General features: G+C 42.9%; 13 protein-coding genes. 6 read left to right on the forward strand and 7 right to left on the reverse strand.

Annotation, left to right across the window (positions count from 1 at the left end; genetic code table 11):
- Positions 1-143 precede the first annotated feature (143 nt).
- Positions 144-1,004: an AraC family transcriptional regulator gene (locus tag N646_RS03680; RefSeq protein ID WP_005377191.1), complete on the reverse strand. Its 861-nt coding sequence runs from the start codon at positions 1,002-1,004 to the stop codon at positions 144-146.
- Positions 1,005-1,612: 608 nt separating this feature from the next.
- On the reverse strand, positions 1,613-2,026 hold the full coding sequence (locus tag N646_RS03685; RefSeq protein WP_017821348.1) for a YscW family type III secretion system pilotin: 414 nt from the start codon (positions 2,024-2,026) through the stop codon (positions 1,613-1,615).
- Positions 2,027-2,414: 388 nt separating this feature from the next.
- Here N646_RS03685 and exsC point away from each other — a divergent pair, with 388 nt between their 5' ends.
- The gene (gene exsC, locus N646_RS03690) at positions 2,415-2,861 is read left to right on the forward strand and encodes a type III secretion system regulatory chaperone ExsC (RefSeq protein WP_017821349.1); all 447 of its coding nucleotides are present in this window, start codon (positions 2,415-2,417) and stop codon (positions 2,859-2,861) included.
- Between the two features lie 8 nt (positions 2,862-2,869).
- Positions 2,870-3,175, forward strand: coding sequence for a T3SS regulon translocated regulator ExsE2 (exsE2, locus tag N646_RS03695; protein ID WP_017821350.1), 306 nt, complete (start codon positions 2,870-2,872; stop codon positions 3,173-3,175).
- Positions 3,176-3,301: 126 nt separating this feature from the next.
- Here the strand turns inward: exsE2 and exaC are convergent, their stop codons facing one another.
- The gene (gene exaC, locus N646_RS03700) at positions 3,302-4,822 is read right to left on the reverse strand and encodes an acetaldehyde dehydrogenase ExaC (RefSeq protein WP_017821351.1); all 1,521 of its coding nucleotides are present in this window, start codon (positions 4,820-4,822) and stop codon (positions 3,302-3,304) included.
- Between the two features lie 239 nt (positions 4,823-5,061).
- Between exaC and N646_RS03705 the strand changes: the two genes are divergently transcribed.
- Positions 5,062-6,828: a sigma-54-dependent Fis family transcriptional regulator gene (locus N646_RS03705; protein WP_017821352.1), complete on the forward strand. Its 1,767-nt coding sequence runs from the start codon at positions 5,062-5,064 to the stop codon at positions 6,826-6,828.
- Positions 6,829-6,889: 61 nt separating this feature from the next.
- Here N646_RS03705 and N646_RS24765 read toward each other — a convergent pair whose 3' ends face one another.
- The gene (locus N646_RS24765; RefSeq protein WP_005377165.1) at positions 6,890-7,027 is read right to left on the reverse strand and encodes a hypothetical protein; all 138 of its coding nucleotides are present in this window, start codon (positions 7,025-7,027) and stop codon (positions 6,890-6,892) included.
- 578 nt (positions 7,028-7,605) lie between these two features.
- On the opposite strand from N646_RS24765, the gene N646_RS03710 reads away from it, so the two are divergent.
- A complete protein-coding gene (locus tag N646_RS03710; RefSeq protein ID WP_005377162.1) occupies positions 7,606-7,809 on the forward strand; it encodes a hypothetical protein in 204 nt (67 codons plus the stop codon).
- A gap of 93 nt (positions 7,810-7,902) precedes the next feature.
- On the opposite strand, the gene gnd is transcribed toward N646_RS03710, so the two are convergent.
- From gnd to zwf, 3 genes are read right to left on the reverse strand one after another with little or no spacing between them, the layout of a single operon-like run.
- Complete coding sequence (gnd, locus tag N646_RS03715) at positions 7,903-9,351, reverse strand: decarboxylating NADP(+)-dependent phosphogluconate dehydrogenase (RefSeq protein WP_005377160.1); 1,449 nt, start codon at positions 9,349-9,351, stop codon at positions 7,903-7,905.
- A 38-nt stretch (positions 9,352-9,389) separates the two neighbouring features.
- Positions 9,390-10,106, reverse strand: coding sequence for a 6-phosphogluconolactonase (gene pgl, locus N646_RS03720; protein ID WP_017634562.1), 717 nt, complete (start codon positions 10,104-10,106; stop codon positions 9,390-9,392).
- Entirely contained in the window at positions 10,103-11,605 is a 1,503-nt protein-coding gene (gene zwf, locus N646_RS03725; protein WP_017634563.1) for a glucose-6-phosphate dehydrogenase, read from the reverse strand. Before zwf ends, pgl begins: the two co-directional genes overlap by 4 nt.
- A 537-nt stretch (positions 11,606-12,142) precedes the next feature.
- Here zwf and N646_RS03730 point away from each other — a divergent pair.
- Together N646_RS03730 and N646_RS03735 are read left to right on the forward strand one after the other, a co-directional pair.
- The gene (locus N646_RS03730; RefSeq protein ID WP_017821353.1) at positions 12,143-13,108 is read left to right on the forward strand and encodes a helix-turn-helix domain-containing protein; all 966 of its coding nucleotides are present in this window, start codon (positions 12,143-12,145) and stop codon (positions 13,106-13,108) included.
- Between the two features lie 99 nt (positions 13,109-13,207).
- On the forward strand, positions 13,208-15,343 hold the full coding sequence (locus tag N646_RS03735) for a TonB-dependent siderophore receptor (RefSeq protein WP_017821354.1): 2,136 nt from the start codon (positions 13,208-13,210) through the stop codon (positions 15,341-15,343).
- Positions 15,344-15,381 lie beyond the last annotated feature (38 nt).

Consider the following 15,381-nt stretch of genomic DNA (forward strand, 5'->3'; position numbering starts at 1 on the left):
TTCGTCTCCGCACCCCTTTCGAACAATCCAGAAAGAAAGAGATGTAATAATTTTTAATCGTTCGTTGTTACACGATACATAATAGAATTTACACTGGTGAGTGACTTTCAAAATTAGTCAGAAAATTTTAGTCCCAAGTCATTTCATTTCGCGATAGCCACTTGATCGTCTCCCGAACGTACGCGGCTTGGGGTCGTTCCAAAACGACGACGGTAACTCTGCGTAAAGTAAGACTGACTGGAAAACCCTGCCTCCATCGCCACATCTACGATGCTCATCTTGCTCGTCAACAGCAGTTTATGAGCATGCAGTAGTCGACGCTCACTGATCCAAGCTCTTGGAGAAATGCCATAGTGCTCATTAAAAAGCTCTTTAAAAGTGGTTAAGCTGGCACCAAACTCCTGCGCGTAGTCTGTCAACTTCCATTCTTTTAAGTAATGCTGTTCCATAAATCGACGTAACCGTTCCGACGTACGGTTTGTTTGTTGTGACAGCAACGCATACAGTGATTCTCCTCCTTTGCTGTGTAGCAAGAGAATGAGTAGTTCTTCGTATTTTAGGCACATAATGGCATCAGGGTACGCTTGTTGCTCAAGCGTCTGCATGCTAGAAAGCACTTGTTCAACGAGTATGTTCAAACCAAAAGTAAACAAACCAGAACAAACTTTGTCTACCTTAGGCAGCATCATCAAGAGATCACTGTGTTTTTGCAGCAACTGACTAACGAGTTCATTGTCGTAGGCAATGATCGACGCTTTGTATGCCCCATCTAGCGGAGAGTACTCTAACAAGTAATCCCCTTGGGATAGAAATACCCCATTTTCTGCAGCAACATCGATTGTGCAATCACCTGTTTGAACTCGAAGCTGACCATTGTGAACGACAACAATGTGAGACTGGTCTGAGTGAAATACTTCGTCAGATTTTTCATAGCAGGAAAAACTACGAATTTTTCGTGAACTCGAGTCGACCCTTTCTGAGTTTAGTTGGCCTGACACATCCATTTTCTACCCTTCATTATTTTGAGTTTCTCAGTGCAAATGTTGAGAAACTTTCAAAGCACTACTTTGATTGTTGTGATTTCTAAGTACTGCTGTATGAATTAAAGAAGCAAAGAAAAGAGCATAGAAGTTCTATCACTTACCATACCCCCCGAATAATTAGCGAATAACCCAAGCATTACCTTTACCTAAAGGTAAAAGTTTGACTTAGTAAATTTCTGCTGTCCGTCTTTATTATTTTTATCAGATAGCGTTTATCATTAGCCAAAACTTAAATATCATTTGGTTATTTAAGTTTGGTTGTTTTGTTATACATTAGAATACAATTAAATAGATTTCGGCATCGTTTCGAGAACAAAATTAAATTTCCAAAATCATAAAAATGTATGTTTTATAGCCTAAAACGCCAAGCCAACGTGTTCAAGGAGCGAGATATAATCATAAAAAATACTGTTTTTGCAACAAGTATGAGTCTAAAAAACAACTGACCCGATGACTTCAAAGTCATGTAATTAATGTTTATAAAAGACAACAAATCTTTCACAAAAGGAAAGATATAGTCTTTATTTTATAAATTAGAAAATTCTAATAAAAATGTAGTACTTAAAATTTTATCTGTTTATTTTTGGAACAAGAATCAAGTTTTCTTGTTTATTTCCCTCTAAAAATAAATAGTTCTTTTCTTTTTCCGCAACGAGCTCACCGTTTGAATAAAGCTTTCCAATAATCTTCATTTTTCCTTCACCAGCTTGAATTGGTGCAATTAAAAACGAATACTGCACAGGCAACTGAACGCCTTGGTAGCTCTGAGATGCCGATTTAAAACATTGATTATCAATAATTTTACATATCTCCACTTCAAGAGAAGTAATCGAAGGTGGAAAGTAGCCGTCGACAGAAACCCAACCATAGACTGATGCCTGACTCTGTGTATCAAAGCCATCCACCCCATTGACGGACACAGTCTGACTGCACCCACTCAGTATGAATAACCCAATAAAACCAGCCCATATAGAATTGTTCATTATGACCCCATAAACGTATTTTATATAATCTAGCTCATTTGAAATTCACACAATTCTTTATGTAAAAATATAAAAGATCAACTTATATTTATACTACAAGCGGACAATAAATCGCATTTTTCAACAACACGTAGTTAACATGGACTGTAATTTCAAAAGCAGTTTCTGTTCTCTTTCATTCCTTCCTTAATTGAAGTTTATTAGAGAAAAATGATATTCATATATATCATTGCCATCGAGATATGCATCTGAACACATTTACTTTTGCCTTTCTATTTCTCTCAACACATTTAAAAGCCAAAATATAATAACAACCGACTAATATTGATAAACATGAAGAGATACATCTAATATTTTCCTTGATAAAATTTCAAAAGGGACTATTCCTATGTCAGCACGCCAAACTATCGATGAGATTTTGCTAAAGTTTGCTCATCAAATAGGCTTGCCTGCACTGCATCTAACGGAAAATGAAGTAAGCTTAGCCTTTGATGATAATCTAAGGGTGCATATCATCTTTCATCCTGAATCGACAACTCTGCAGCTCGAAGCTGAGATTGTTGGCCTTCAAATTGTAAATTCCGATCTTTATCGCTCTTTCTTGGCCTTTAATTATCACTGGCCTGAGCACCAGTTATTTTTTAGTTTAGATAACCACCGACATGTCCTATGTTTAAACCGACTCATTAACATTAGGCGACTGGATTACGAATATTTTGAAACAGCTTTAGCAGAATTGCTGACGCACAGCGAGTCGTGGGAAGCGTTATTGTCTTCTCATGTAACTATTGATAAGGCACCACCGATGCCACAAACTTTAGACTTGAGAGTTTAGGTGTCTTTATGTCCAATGACATCCAATCCACATACACCAATTCATCGGTTCATGACGTTCAACAAGCGCAGCAAAGTGATGCAGTGCCGCAAGGAACGTTTCATGGCCGTAAAGTCACCCTACTCTCCTCATCAGAAAGCAGTCTGATGCGAACAAGCTCTAAAAGAGAGCTTGGTGAATGTTTAAATCAATTTGCCAGTCTCGAATCTTGCAATCGCGTTTTGGACTTTGATCCACAACTCAATATTGACAAGCAAAACGCCGCCGTAGAAAAGCTTATGGAACGAAAAGTGGCGATAATTCAACGTTCCTGATATCACAATATAAGCAGGTTAAACATCTAAGGTAACCTTCAGCCGACAAGCTCACGCTAATACAAAACCCCGAAGATTCGGGGTTTTGATTCATACTGCTTTTTCTCTATTAATTACTTAGTTTCACTAGAAGAAGCCTAACGGGTCGATGCTGTAGCTAATCAGCAAGTTCTTAGTATTCTGGTAGTGATCCAGCATCATCTTGTGCGTTTCGCGCCCGATACCCGATTTTTTGTAACCACCGAACGCTGCGTGTGCAGGGTAAGCGTGGTAACAGTTAATCCAGATTCGACCAGCTTCAATATTACGGCCCATACGATATGCGACGTTCGCATCACGTGTCCAAACACCTGCGCCTAAGCCATATTCGGTGTCGTTTGCGATTTCCAACGCTTCAGCCTCATCTTTAAATTTGGTGATAGCAATCACTGGGCCAAAGATTTCTTCTTGGAAGATTCGCATCTTGTTGTGGCCTTCCAACATGGTTGGCTGAATGTAGTACCCCTGGTTGATAGACTCTGGCTGTTCTGACACTCCACCACCAAAGACCACTTTTGCGCCTTCTTCACGGCCGATTTCCAGGTAACTTAAAATCTTATCAAACTGTTCTTGAGAAGCCTGAGCACCAACTTGAGTATCGGTATCGAGCGGATTACCTTGTTTAATCAGATGTGCGCGTTCCGTCAGTTTCTCTACAAACTTGTCATAAATCGCTTCATGAACCAGTACGCGAGATGGACAGGTACAAACTTCACCTTGGTTGAAGAAACCAAGTAACGTACCTTCGATACACTTATCAAGATACTCATCTTCGTAATCGAAGATATCTGAGAAGTAGATGTTTGGAGATTTACCACCTAACTCAACTGTCGATGGGATCAAGTTGTCTGCTGCACATTTCAGAATGTGGTTGCCAACTTGCGTAGACCCGGTAAACGCGAGTTTCGCAATGCGGTTGCTGGTTGCTAATGCTTGACCCGCTTCAGAACCATATCCGTTTACAACGTTGATGACACCAGGAGGAAGAAGGTCACCGATTTTTTCCATCAGAACCAGAATGGATGTTGGGGTTTGCTCTGCTGGCTTCAATACCACACAGCAACCCGCCGCTAGTGCCGGTGCTAGTTTCCAAGCCGCCATCAACATTGGGAAGTTCCACGGAATTATTTGACCAACCACACCAATCGGTTCTGGGAAGTGGTAGCTTGCGGTGTGCTCATCCAGTTCTGCCGCACTGCCTTCTTGCGAGCGAATACAGCCAGCGAAGTAACGGAAGTGATCCACTACTAAAGGTAAATCTGCCGCCAAGGTTTCGCGAACTGGTTTGCCGTTTTCCCAAGTTTCTGCAACTGCAAGCTCTTCTAGATGCTGCTCAATACGGTCAGCAATTTTCAGCAAGATGTTCGAACGTTCTGTCACGCTGGTTTTGGCCCATTTTGCTCTGATGTTGTGCGCGGCATCCAGTGCTAAATTAATATCTTCCTCGCCAGAGCGAGCAACTTTACAATACGCTTGTCCGTTGATTGGTGAGATATTGTCAAAGTACTCACCACCCGTTGGTTTTACCCATTCCCCACCGATAAAGTTATCGTAATGCGATTTAAAGTTAACAATGGCATTTTCACTACCTGGCTGTGCATAGATCATAACTCTTCCTTTTGTTTCTCGTTCAATGTGTTATTGCAGTGTCGTATCGCACTGTTCACAAAGAGCATTACGCAAGTCACACGCCAACTACACCACACTTGTTGTTAATCAAATGTAAAACTATGATTACCAAGCGATAACAAACCAAGTGAGCGACGTTTGAGCGGATGTATGGTGTGAACACCAATGTTCAAGTGTTCCAAAATGGCACACCCTCACTGTGACAAAATGGTACAGTCATGGAACTTCAACATATTAGCGATAACAATTGGCTTTCAACTTCATGGGTCAGAAGTGAACAAGCGGGTTTAAAACAGCGTCGACGCCCTGAAGATATTCGAGTAACGCCAGCAACGCTCCAAGATAGGCGTCACCAACTCAATTTTTTGCTAGAGGCAGTCACTCAATTTGCGCTCCCTTTGTTTAATCAGCTATTTGCTCATAGCGACAGTCGCTTAATTTTGACGGATTCAGATGGTGTCATCATCGGCAGTTGGGGACAGCCTAGATTTCGTGAAAAGTTAACGGAAATCTCGCTAAGCTCTGGAGCATGCTGGCAAGAAAAGGTCAAAGGCACCAACGCGATTGGTACAGCTTTGGTTGAAGCAAAGCCCGTTTCTGTTATTGGTGATCAGCACTTTATCCAACACCATCGTTTTATTAGCTGTTCGGCTAATCCTATTTTCGATCATCTTGGTAACCTCATTGGCGTATTAGATATTACAAGCGAGCAAAAGAGACATGACTTCTCAACGCAAGTACTAGTACAAAACATGGTCCAGCAAGTGGAGAATCAACTACTTAACTTGATTCCACAAGGGCATATTCGTGTGGATTTAGCGTGCGAAAAAGGTTTACTGAATAGTGGTTGGCAAGGAATTATCATTGCAAATGAAGACGGACAAGTTTTGGCTCACAATCAAGTAGCCTCTCAACTTTTTGCGCAAAAAAGTATCATTGGGCAATCCTTAGACGACATTCTATCCACTCGGGGAAATGAGCACCCTTTCGTTTTCAAAACAAAACCGCTTACCGATAAAGATAGCAAGGTCAAGTCTCGTGCTGTAGCGGCGTCCAATGATCTTCATTATGGCGACTCCGCTGTTGAGCACTGTTGGCAGCAAGCTAATCGCGTCATCGATAAAGACATCAGTTTGTTGATTCTCGGAGAGACTGGTGTTGGCAAAAACGAGTTTGTAAAAGCACTCCATAAAAACAGCCAGAGAAAAACGGGACCGTTGGTTTCCGTTAACTGCGGAGCTTTACCAAAAGACTTGGTTGAATCTGAATTGTTTGGCTACGTAGCCGGTGCCTTTACTGGCGCAAACAGCAAAGGCTATCAGGGAAAAATTCGCCAAGCACACAAAGGGATTTTGTTTCTGGATGAAATCGCAGATTTACCCTTGGAAGCTCAAAGCCGCTTGCTCCATGTATTGCAAGATAAAACCGTGCTTCCCGTGGGTTCAAACCAAAGTATTCAAGTCGATACGCAAATCATTGCAGCCACGCATAAAGATCTGGAACATTTGGTCAGCGAAGGATTGTTCCGCCAAGATTTGTATTATCGCCTTAATGGCTTGATCATTGAGCTACCTCGCTTTGAGGAGCGTGAAGATAAACGACAACTGATTGAGAACATTCATCGGCGTCACGCCGAATCTGAACAACAGCTTTGCCCTCACCTACTTTCTCTGATGCTGTCTTACTCATGGCCAGGAAATTTGCGTGAACTCGATAGTTTAATCAAAGTATCCGCCTTAATGGCGCAAGGTGAAGAAATATTGGAACTCACACACGTCCCAGCCCATCTAAGTAAGAAACTCAGCCAAGCTCAAGAAGGGGCTGCATCCGCTGAACCAACTTCAGAACTGCGTGCAACCGTCGAAGATAAGTTACTCAAAACATATCAAGCCAACCAGGGGAACATTAGCAAAACGTCTCGTATGCTTGGTGTGAGCCGAAATACCATTTACAGAAAGTTGAAAAGCCTTGGCATATTAAGTTAATTCTACGACCTCAGATACAAAAAGAGCACCGTTGCGGTGCTCTTTCTCTTTGAAACCTAGCTTACAGGCCGCCTTGTTGTTGCGCCTGTTTTACTAATGCCTGACGTTGAGTTTCCTTCTCAGAGATCACTTGATTGTCCTTGTGCATTTCCTGTTCCAATTCTGCTGGAATGAAAACAAAGTACTTGTTAAGAGTCATCTTAGAACCTCAATTTGCTGTGTTAATTACCTTCTTGGTCGACGTAAACAAAACCAGAAAAACATGTTTTACTGGATCCTTGTTGCTAGTTTCAAAAAATAAAGGATGTTCATATAATAAACATCCTCCATGTGGGCGCTAATTATAGGCGTAGTTTAAAGGCTTACCTAGCACTCTTTTTCACCTTTTGTGCAATCTGAGTTTCGATCGAAAAACGGATTTAGTTGCCCGTAATTACTAAGGTATTGTTAAAAAGAGAAAAAAGCTTTTACTGTAACTGACGACAGGGATGAGCTTACGAGTGTAGGTTCACTTGCAATTGTGTATCGTAGAGTTCGAATACGATAATAATAACGCTACATGCCCTTAATCTGCGTAGTTAAAAACTTTGAAGTGATAGACAACCGAAGTCATATCTGTGCAACTCAGTTTAACGATTTGTCTACCAGTTCAATATTTCACCTTTTTTGAGAAATCTTTAGCCACTTTTTTGTGTGAAACGCCCCAAAAGAGCAGACAATTAAAAGTGTGGCATATGACCACAATTGTCTATCCCCACTTAGCTTCGGGAGGCGTTTATGAAAAGTAACAAACTTGGCCATGTGATGTCTTTCAGCAGGATGTTTTCCTTCATCGCATTCTTGACGGCCACATTCGCATGGATTCTCAGCATGTACGCCCTATTTACTGTTTCTTTAGTGGCTCTTGTGGTCAGTGCAATTCTCTACCTAAAAGACAGGTTTTATCAAAACAAGAAAACGACCACTGAAAAGAGCGCCTAGGCGCTCTCGAAGTTCCGTAAAAGCAAACACAAAAAAGGATGCCACTTGGGCATCCCTTTATATCTTTATATTTATTCGGTTTACTTAAAACGATTACACGTCGTAAGTTGTAGACGCTGTGTCGCCGCCTGTACCAGTCCAGTTAGTGTGGAAGAATTCACCACGTGGACGGTCAATGCGCTCATAAGTGTGAGCACCGAAGTAGTCACGTTGAGCTTGAAGCAGGTTCGCTGGTAGACGAGCTGTTGTGTAACCGTCTAGGAAAGATAGCGCAGAAATCGTACATGGCATTGGGATACCAGACTCTAGAGATTTCGCTGCTACTTTACGCCATGCTGCTAGGCTGCCTTGTAGGATGTTTTTGAAGTACTCATCAGAACCAAGGAATGCGATGTCTGGGTTCGCTTCGTACGCATCACGGATGTTGCCTAGGAACGCAGAGCGGATGATACAACCACCACGCCACATTAGTGCTACGTTACCGTAGTTTAGGTCCCAACCGTTCTCGTTCGATGCTTCGCGCATTAGCATGAAGCCTTGAGCGTAAGAGATGATCTTAGAAGCTAGTAGCGCTTGACGTAGTGCATCAACCCACTCTTGCTTGTCGCCTTCAACCGGAGTGATTGTCTTACCGAATAGAGATTCAGCTTCAACACGTTGGTCTTTCAGTGCAGATAGACAACGAGAGAATACAGACTCAGAGATAAGTGTTAGTGGAATACCTAGGTCTAGTGCGTTAATACCAGTCCATTTACCAGTACCTTTTTGGCCTGCTGTGTCTAGGATCTTCTCAACTAGAGGCTCACCGTCTTCATCTTTGTAGCCAAGGATGTCAGCCGTGATTTCAACAAGGTAGCTGTCTAGCTCAGTCTTGTTCCAATCAGCGAATACTGCTTGCATCTCGTCAGCAGACATACCAAGACCGTCTTTCATGAACTGGTAAGCTTCTGTGATAAGCTGCATGTCACCGTATTCGATGCCGTTGTGTACCATCTTAACGAAGTGACCAGCACCATCGTTACCAACCCAGTCACAACATGGCTCACCAGCGTCAGTTTTCGCAGCGATACCTTGGAAGATAGGCTTAACCGCTTCCCATGCTTCAGCAGCACCGCCAGGCATGATAGATGGACCGAAGCGCGCACCTTCTTCACCACCAGATACACCAGTACCGATGAAGTGGATACCTTTTTCACGTAGTGCAGCAACACGACGGTTTGTATCTGGGTAGTTAGTGTTACCACCGTCAATAATGATGTCGCCTTTGTCTAGCAGAGGTACTAGCGCTTCGATGAACTTGTCTACAACGTCTCCAGCGCGAACCATCAACATTACTTTACGCGGCGTTTCTAGCTTCTCTACTAGTTCTTCTAGAGAGTATGCACCGATGATGTTCGTGCCTTTTGCTGGACCTTCCAGGAACTCGTCTACTTTAGCAGCAGTACGGTTGTGAGCAACCACTTTAAAGCCGTGATCGTTCATGTTTAGGATAAGGTTTTGACCCATTACTGCTAGGCCAATTACACCGATATCACCTTTCATTGTTTCTCTCCAATTTTATTTCATCGACGAGCAGCGTCTTAAGCAATTTTTGCTGCCGCGTCTAAGTCTAAATACCATTCCGTTAGGCCCGATTTCGCTTGAATCTTAGCCGCTGGGTATGGCAGTGCGTGTGCTGGTGAACTGTTAATTTCTTCAACAATGTCCGCTTTTCCTGCACCAAGCACTAAGTAACTAATGCGTTTCGCTGCTTCTAATACGCGTGCGGTTTTCGACACACGAAGTTGGCCCGATTCAGGATGCGACGCCACAAGAGATAGGTTCGCATCATCATAATTCGTTTGGCCAGGGAACAGAGAAGCTGTATGACCATCTGCACCAACGCCTAATAAGATCCAGTCAAACACAGGTGTGCCGTTTTCACTCGGGATCACCTCTGCCATCTCTTTTGCAAAGCGCTCGGCTTCTGCTTTAGGCTCATCTTCGCCACGGATGCGGTGAATGTTTTCTGCAGGAATATTTACTTGGCTAAACAACAATGTGTTCGCTTCACCGTAGTTGCTTTCTGCATCGTCAGGGGCAACACAACGTTCGTCACCCCACCAAAAGTGGAGGTTTTCCCATTGAATGGAGGTTGCGTAAGCCTCTGAAGCCAGTAGTTTAAACAGCATTTTAGGAGTGCTGCCGCCAGAAAGAGAGATGTGAACAGGTCTGCCCATTTCGCTAAACGCTTTCATATCGTTAGCTAGGCTTTCAACTACCTGTTCTGCTGTTTGGTAGATCTTATGGTTGATCATAGTTCACAGTAATCCGTATCTGTTAAGTTTTTACATGGGAAACGCCAAGCGCGACCATCACGCTGTAACAAGTCATCTGACTCTTTAGGTCCCCAAGTGCCGCATGCGTACCCGAAGAGGGATTGTGGATCTTGCTTAAAATCTAAGATTGGCTGTACGTATTGCCAGCACGCTTCCACCGCATCACTACGTGCAAATAGCGTAGCATCACCATTCAAAGCATCAAGTAGAAGACGCTCGTATGCCGTTAGCATTTGCGTTTCTTGCAGGTCAGCGTAATGGAAGTTCATTTTCACTTCCTTCGCTTCAAAGCCTGCGCCTGGCTCTTTCAAGCCAAAGCTCATTTGAATGCCTTCGTCTGGTTGAATACGAATGATCAGCTTGTTTTCTGGTGCGTTTTGACCAAACACAGGATGCGGTGTTTGTTTAAAGTGGATAACCACCTCAGTAACGCGTGTTGGAAGACGCTTACCAGTACGCACGTAAAATGGCACGCCATTCCAACGCCAGTTGTTGATGTACGCTTTCAAACCGATGTAAGTCTCTGTACGAGAATCGTCTGCAACTCCCGGCTCTTCACGGTAGCCGCGTAGGCTTTGCCCACGAACTTCAGACGCCGTGTATTGGCCTAATACTAGGTCATTGCGCAGAGCGTTTTCGTCTAATGGCTTTAAGCATTGAAGCACTTTTACCACTTCATCACGCATCGAGTCTGCATTGATTTGCGCTGGTGGTTCCATACCTACCATTGCTAATACTTGTAGCAAGTGGTTTTGGAACATGTCGCGCACAGCGCCAGAGTTGTCGTAGTAACCACCACGCTCCTCTACGCCAAGGAATTCTGCGCCTGTGATTTCAACGTAATCAATGAAGTTACGGTTCCAAAGCGGCTCAAACATCGCATTAGAGAAACGAAGCACAAGTAGGTTTTGTACCGTTTCTTTACCTAAGTAATGGTCAATTCGGTAGATTTGATGCTCTTGGAAGTGCTCGTGAATTTCTTTGTCCAGAATACGCGCCGATTCAAGATCATAGCCGAATGGTTTCTCAATGATCAGGCGTTTCCAGCCATCCTCTTCACTGTTAAGACCATGTGCTGCAAGACTTGCAGGGATCACACTGTATAAACTTGGTGGGGTTGCTAAGTAAAAAAGCGTATTGCGTTGCTCGAATTGATATTCGTCCGCAAGTTGGTCTAAGCGAGAAGATAGCTTACCGTAATCTTGTGTGTCAGAAGTATTAATTGCTTGGTAGTGCAGATGGTTAATAAATGCATCAAGCGTTTCTGGCTCAGTCTTTTCCATTTCCTGAAGCGATTTTTTCAGCTTCGCGCGGTAAGACTCATCACTGTATTCAGTGCGACTTACACCCAGAATGGCAAAATTCTCTGGAAGCTGCTTGTTCGCGTAGAGGTGGTATAAAGCAGGAATGAGCTTACGGTACGTAAGGTCACCTGAAGCACCAAAAATAACGATGCTGCTGTTTTCTGGTATTACCATCATCTTTCCCTTAAAAACGAGGTACTTATTGTGTGCCCGGATACGGCTAGAGAATGAGCCAACCCTATCAATGGCACCTCAAAATAGAAAATTGGTCTTACCTATTACGTTGATAGGTAAAGTCTATGGGCCCAAAGAACCTTAAGAAGTTGCATTTCCGATTCTTGGAAACACGACGTATTGAGGTCATTTAAGTCACTTATGTCTCAAAAGTACACACTGTACTCGCTGGAGGAGAGTCCGACACGGGGCAATATTGTCTACGACTATTTGATTTACATCAACACTTGCCAGTGCAAACGTTTAAATAAGTTGCACAAAACGTCATAAGCGATTGTATTTTATTGATAAAAAAAGTTTCATCTGAACACTCCAAAATTTAAGCAAAAACTCTAATGTGGGCAATAATTACTCATCCTTGCAAGCCATTACAGTTTTATCGTGATCTGTGTTACTTACTTTTTATTTCATCATCCTATTGATAATGATACTCAATTAAAGATAATGAAATCACTATTAATATGAAAGTAGAACGCCATGAAATCAAGCGCCATTAACCCACATCCCATAAACCGAATACAATCGGTGCTTGACTACATTCACACCAACTTAGACAGTACTCTGAGCGTAGATGAAATATCGAAAGCAAGTTGTTGGTCGCGCTGGCAACTGCAACGCGTATTTCAACAACACACTGGCGTATCCGTCGCTCACTACATCAGAGAGCTTAAACTTAGCCTTGCGGCTGAGCGCTTAATCCATACTTCTGACCGCTCGTTAGATATAGCGATAGAAATGGGATTTACATCTGAACACGCATTTAGCCGAGCGTTCAGGAATATGTTTTCAAAAAGCCCCCGCGAATATCGAAAAACGCAACAACTCTCCGGGTTGAGGCAACCTTTGACGCTGCGTAAGACACCAGAAGAAGAGAAAAAACATCAGCGCTTTATTGAAGTTCGAATAGAAACAAAACCGGCTTTTGAACTTGCTGGTTATCATGAACCTATTCACGGATTGTTTTCCGCTACGCCCGATTTCCAATCCAAAGTACCGTCACTTTGGTCACGTCTTTATTCATCTGAAAACCTTAACAATTCGGAAAGTAGTTACTTTGGCGTGATTGATGTGACTCAAGCGTATTCAAACAACCAACAACTTGAGTATTGGGCAGGTTATGAGTGTGGTCCAACAGCAAACGCACCAAGATCAACGAACTCTTCCAACTCGGGGTTAGACCTCTTGGCTGTTCCTGAGCAAACCTACGCCGTCATTACACACATAGGCAAAGCATCAGAGCTCGCCTCAACGCTGGAATGGTTTATTTTACATTGGCTACCCTACTCTAATTATCATGCTATCGATGGTTATGAGTTAGAGCTTTATCCAGAAGGTTATGATGTTGATAGCGAACAAGCACAAATGCAGTATTGGATTCCTGTCGAGCCAAGCGACGCGCTATCTTTAAAACCTAAGAACAGAAAAATAATTTCCAAAGATTAGTGTTTTGCACCAAATTGTTAACTTTTCCTATTTCTTCGAATATAGAATACAAATAACAATCATTATCAATAAATAGAAAAAGTAGTGGAATTTATAAATATGGAAAGTCCGATTCGATTTCATCGTTCAGCGGTTGCTATCGTCGTATCCGCATTGCTCGCTGGCCACGCCAATGCGACTGAGAGCGTATCCCAACACGAAACGATTACGGTGCTAGGAGAAACATACCGAAACACCGCAACTAAAACCGTTTTAGAACCGGAGGAAACACCGCAAGCGATCACGGTAATCACTAAAGATGACATGGACCTGCGCGGCGTAAACTCGGTGAGCGAAGCATTGCGTTACGCGCCTGGCGTAAATACAGAATTGCGTGGCGGTGCCGTTTCCCGACTTGACCTATTCAATATTCGTGGTTTTATTAACTACACCAACTTTTATGATGGTCTTCCTTTGCTGTACAACGGTTGGAACCTTCAACCGCAGGTCGATTCCGTTGCTCTTGAGCAAATCGAGGTTTTTAAAGGGCCAACGTCTGTTCTTTACGGCAATATTCCACCAGGAGGTATGGTCAACATTATCGCCAAGGCGCCTCAGTCAACACCCTCGCACTCTGTCTCGATTAGTACTGGGACTAACAGACTAAAAGAACTGACGTTCGACACCACAGGACAAATTGGTGATTCTAATGTGGATTACCGTATTGTAGGCCTAGCTAAACAGCGAGATGGTCAAGCCGATACGTCTGAAGACGAACGTTATGTACTCGCCCCATCTTTCAATTGGCAAGCGACAGAAAGTACATTAGTGAACGTGAATGTTTACTATCAAAATGATCCATCAGCAGGTATCTACACGACTGTGCCTGCATCTGGCTCAGTGATTAAAAACCCACTTGGCTCGATGTCACCAAGCACTTATTTGGGGGATGAGGACTGGAACACTTACGAACGCGAAGTTCTGATGATGGGTTACAAAGTCCAACACGACTTTAACAACAATTGGCAATTTCTACAGAATGCCCGCTACATGACCGCCGATGCCTATCAGGAAAACACATATAACGGTGCACTTGAAGCGGATAACCGTACCGTTGGTCGAAATGCCTATTTAACCGATGAAAAGTCCAAATCCTTTGTGATTGACAACCAACTATCTGGCTACGTTAAAACAGGAAATTTTGAACATAACTTATTGTTCGGGCTTGATTATCAGTATCTAGATTCAGATGTAAAATACAAAGACACGCTTGGGTATTCGCTAACTCAGGACATTTTTAATCCTGACCACAACAGCATTGATCGTAATGCACTGAATTTCCAATACAAACAAAACTTAGATATCAAAACGAAGCAGATTGGCGTTTATTTCCAAGATCAAGTTCGTTACGACCAACTTGTAATGATTGCAGGTCTTCGTTGGGATAAATACGATTCAAATACAGACGCCGTTAGCGATTATCTAGGAGCAGTATCCAACAGCAAGGAAGAGTTAGACGATACCAACGTATCTTTCCGAGTCGGTGGTTTGTATGAGCTAGACTTTGGTCTCTCGCCATATCTTACTTACTCGGAAAGTTTTGAGCCAATTGCGGGTGCCGACTCTTCTGGTAAAGCATTTGAGCCATCAACCGGTCATCAATGGGAGTTAGGCTTTAAATACGCCCCATTATCTGGTGATATCTCAGGTAACTTAGCACTCTTCCATATTACGAAGAAAAACGCGATCTTGACCGATCCGAATAATCCATATGCACCGAACTATCAAGCGGGCGAAGTGGTATCACAAGGTATTGAACTTGAGGCGAAATGGCAAGCCACAGCACAAGCTGATTTCACTCTAGGCTATACATATACCGATATGGAGATTACCGAGGACAGTTATTACAACCAAGAAGGTAAAACGCCGGTTTGGGTACCTGAGCAAACGGCCTCTCTATGGGCCAATTACTTCTTTGAAGGAAATCTTTCAGGCCTTCGTACCAGTGCTGGCGTTCGCTATGTCGGAGAAGCACAAATTGATGCACAGAATAGTCAAAAAGTACCGGACTACACCTTGTTTGATTTAGCAGCAAGTTACGATTTCTCAACGGTATCTGAATCAATGAAAGGGGCTAGCGTCACGCTTTCTGCAAGCAATCTATTCGATAAAGAATACTATTCTTGTTACGACAAAAATAACTGTTGGTTTGGCGCTGAGCGCTCTATCGAAGCGAAGTTAGAATACAACTTCTAACCTCTTAGAACGGAACAGCAGTAATTTGTAAAGCGATG

The sequence above is a fragment of the Vibrio alginolyticus NBRC 15630 = ATCC 17749 genome (genome assembly GCF_000354175.2).
Lineage (GTDB): Bacteria > Pseudomonadota > Gammaproteobacteria > Enterobacterales > Vibrionaceae > Vibrio > Vibrio alginolyticus.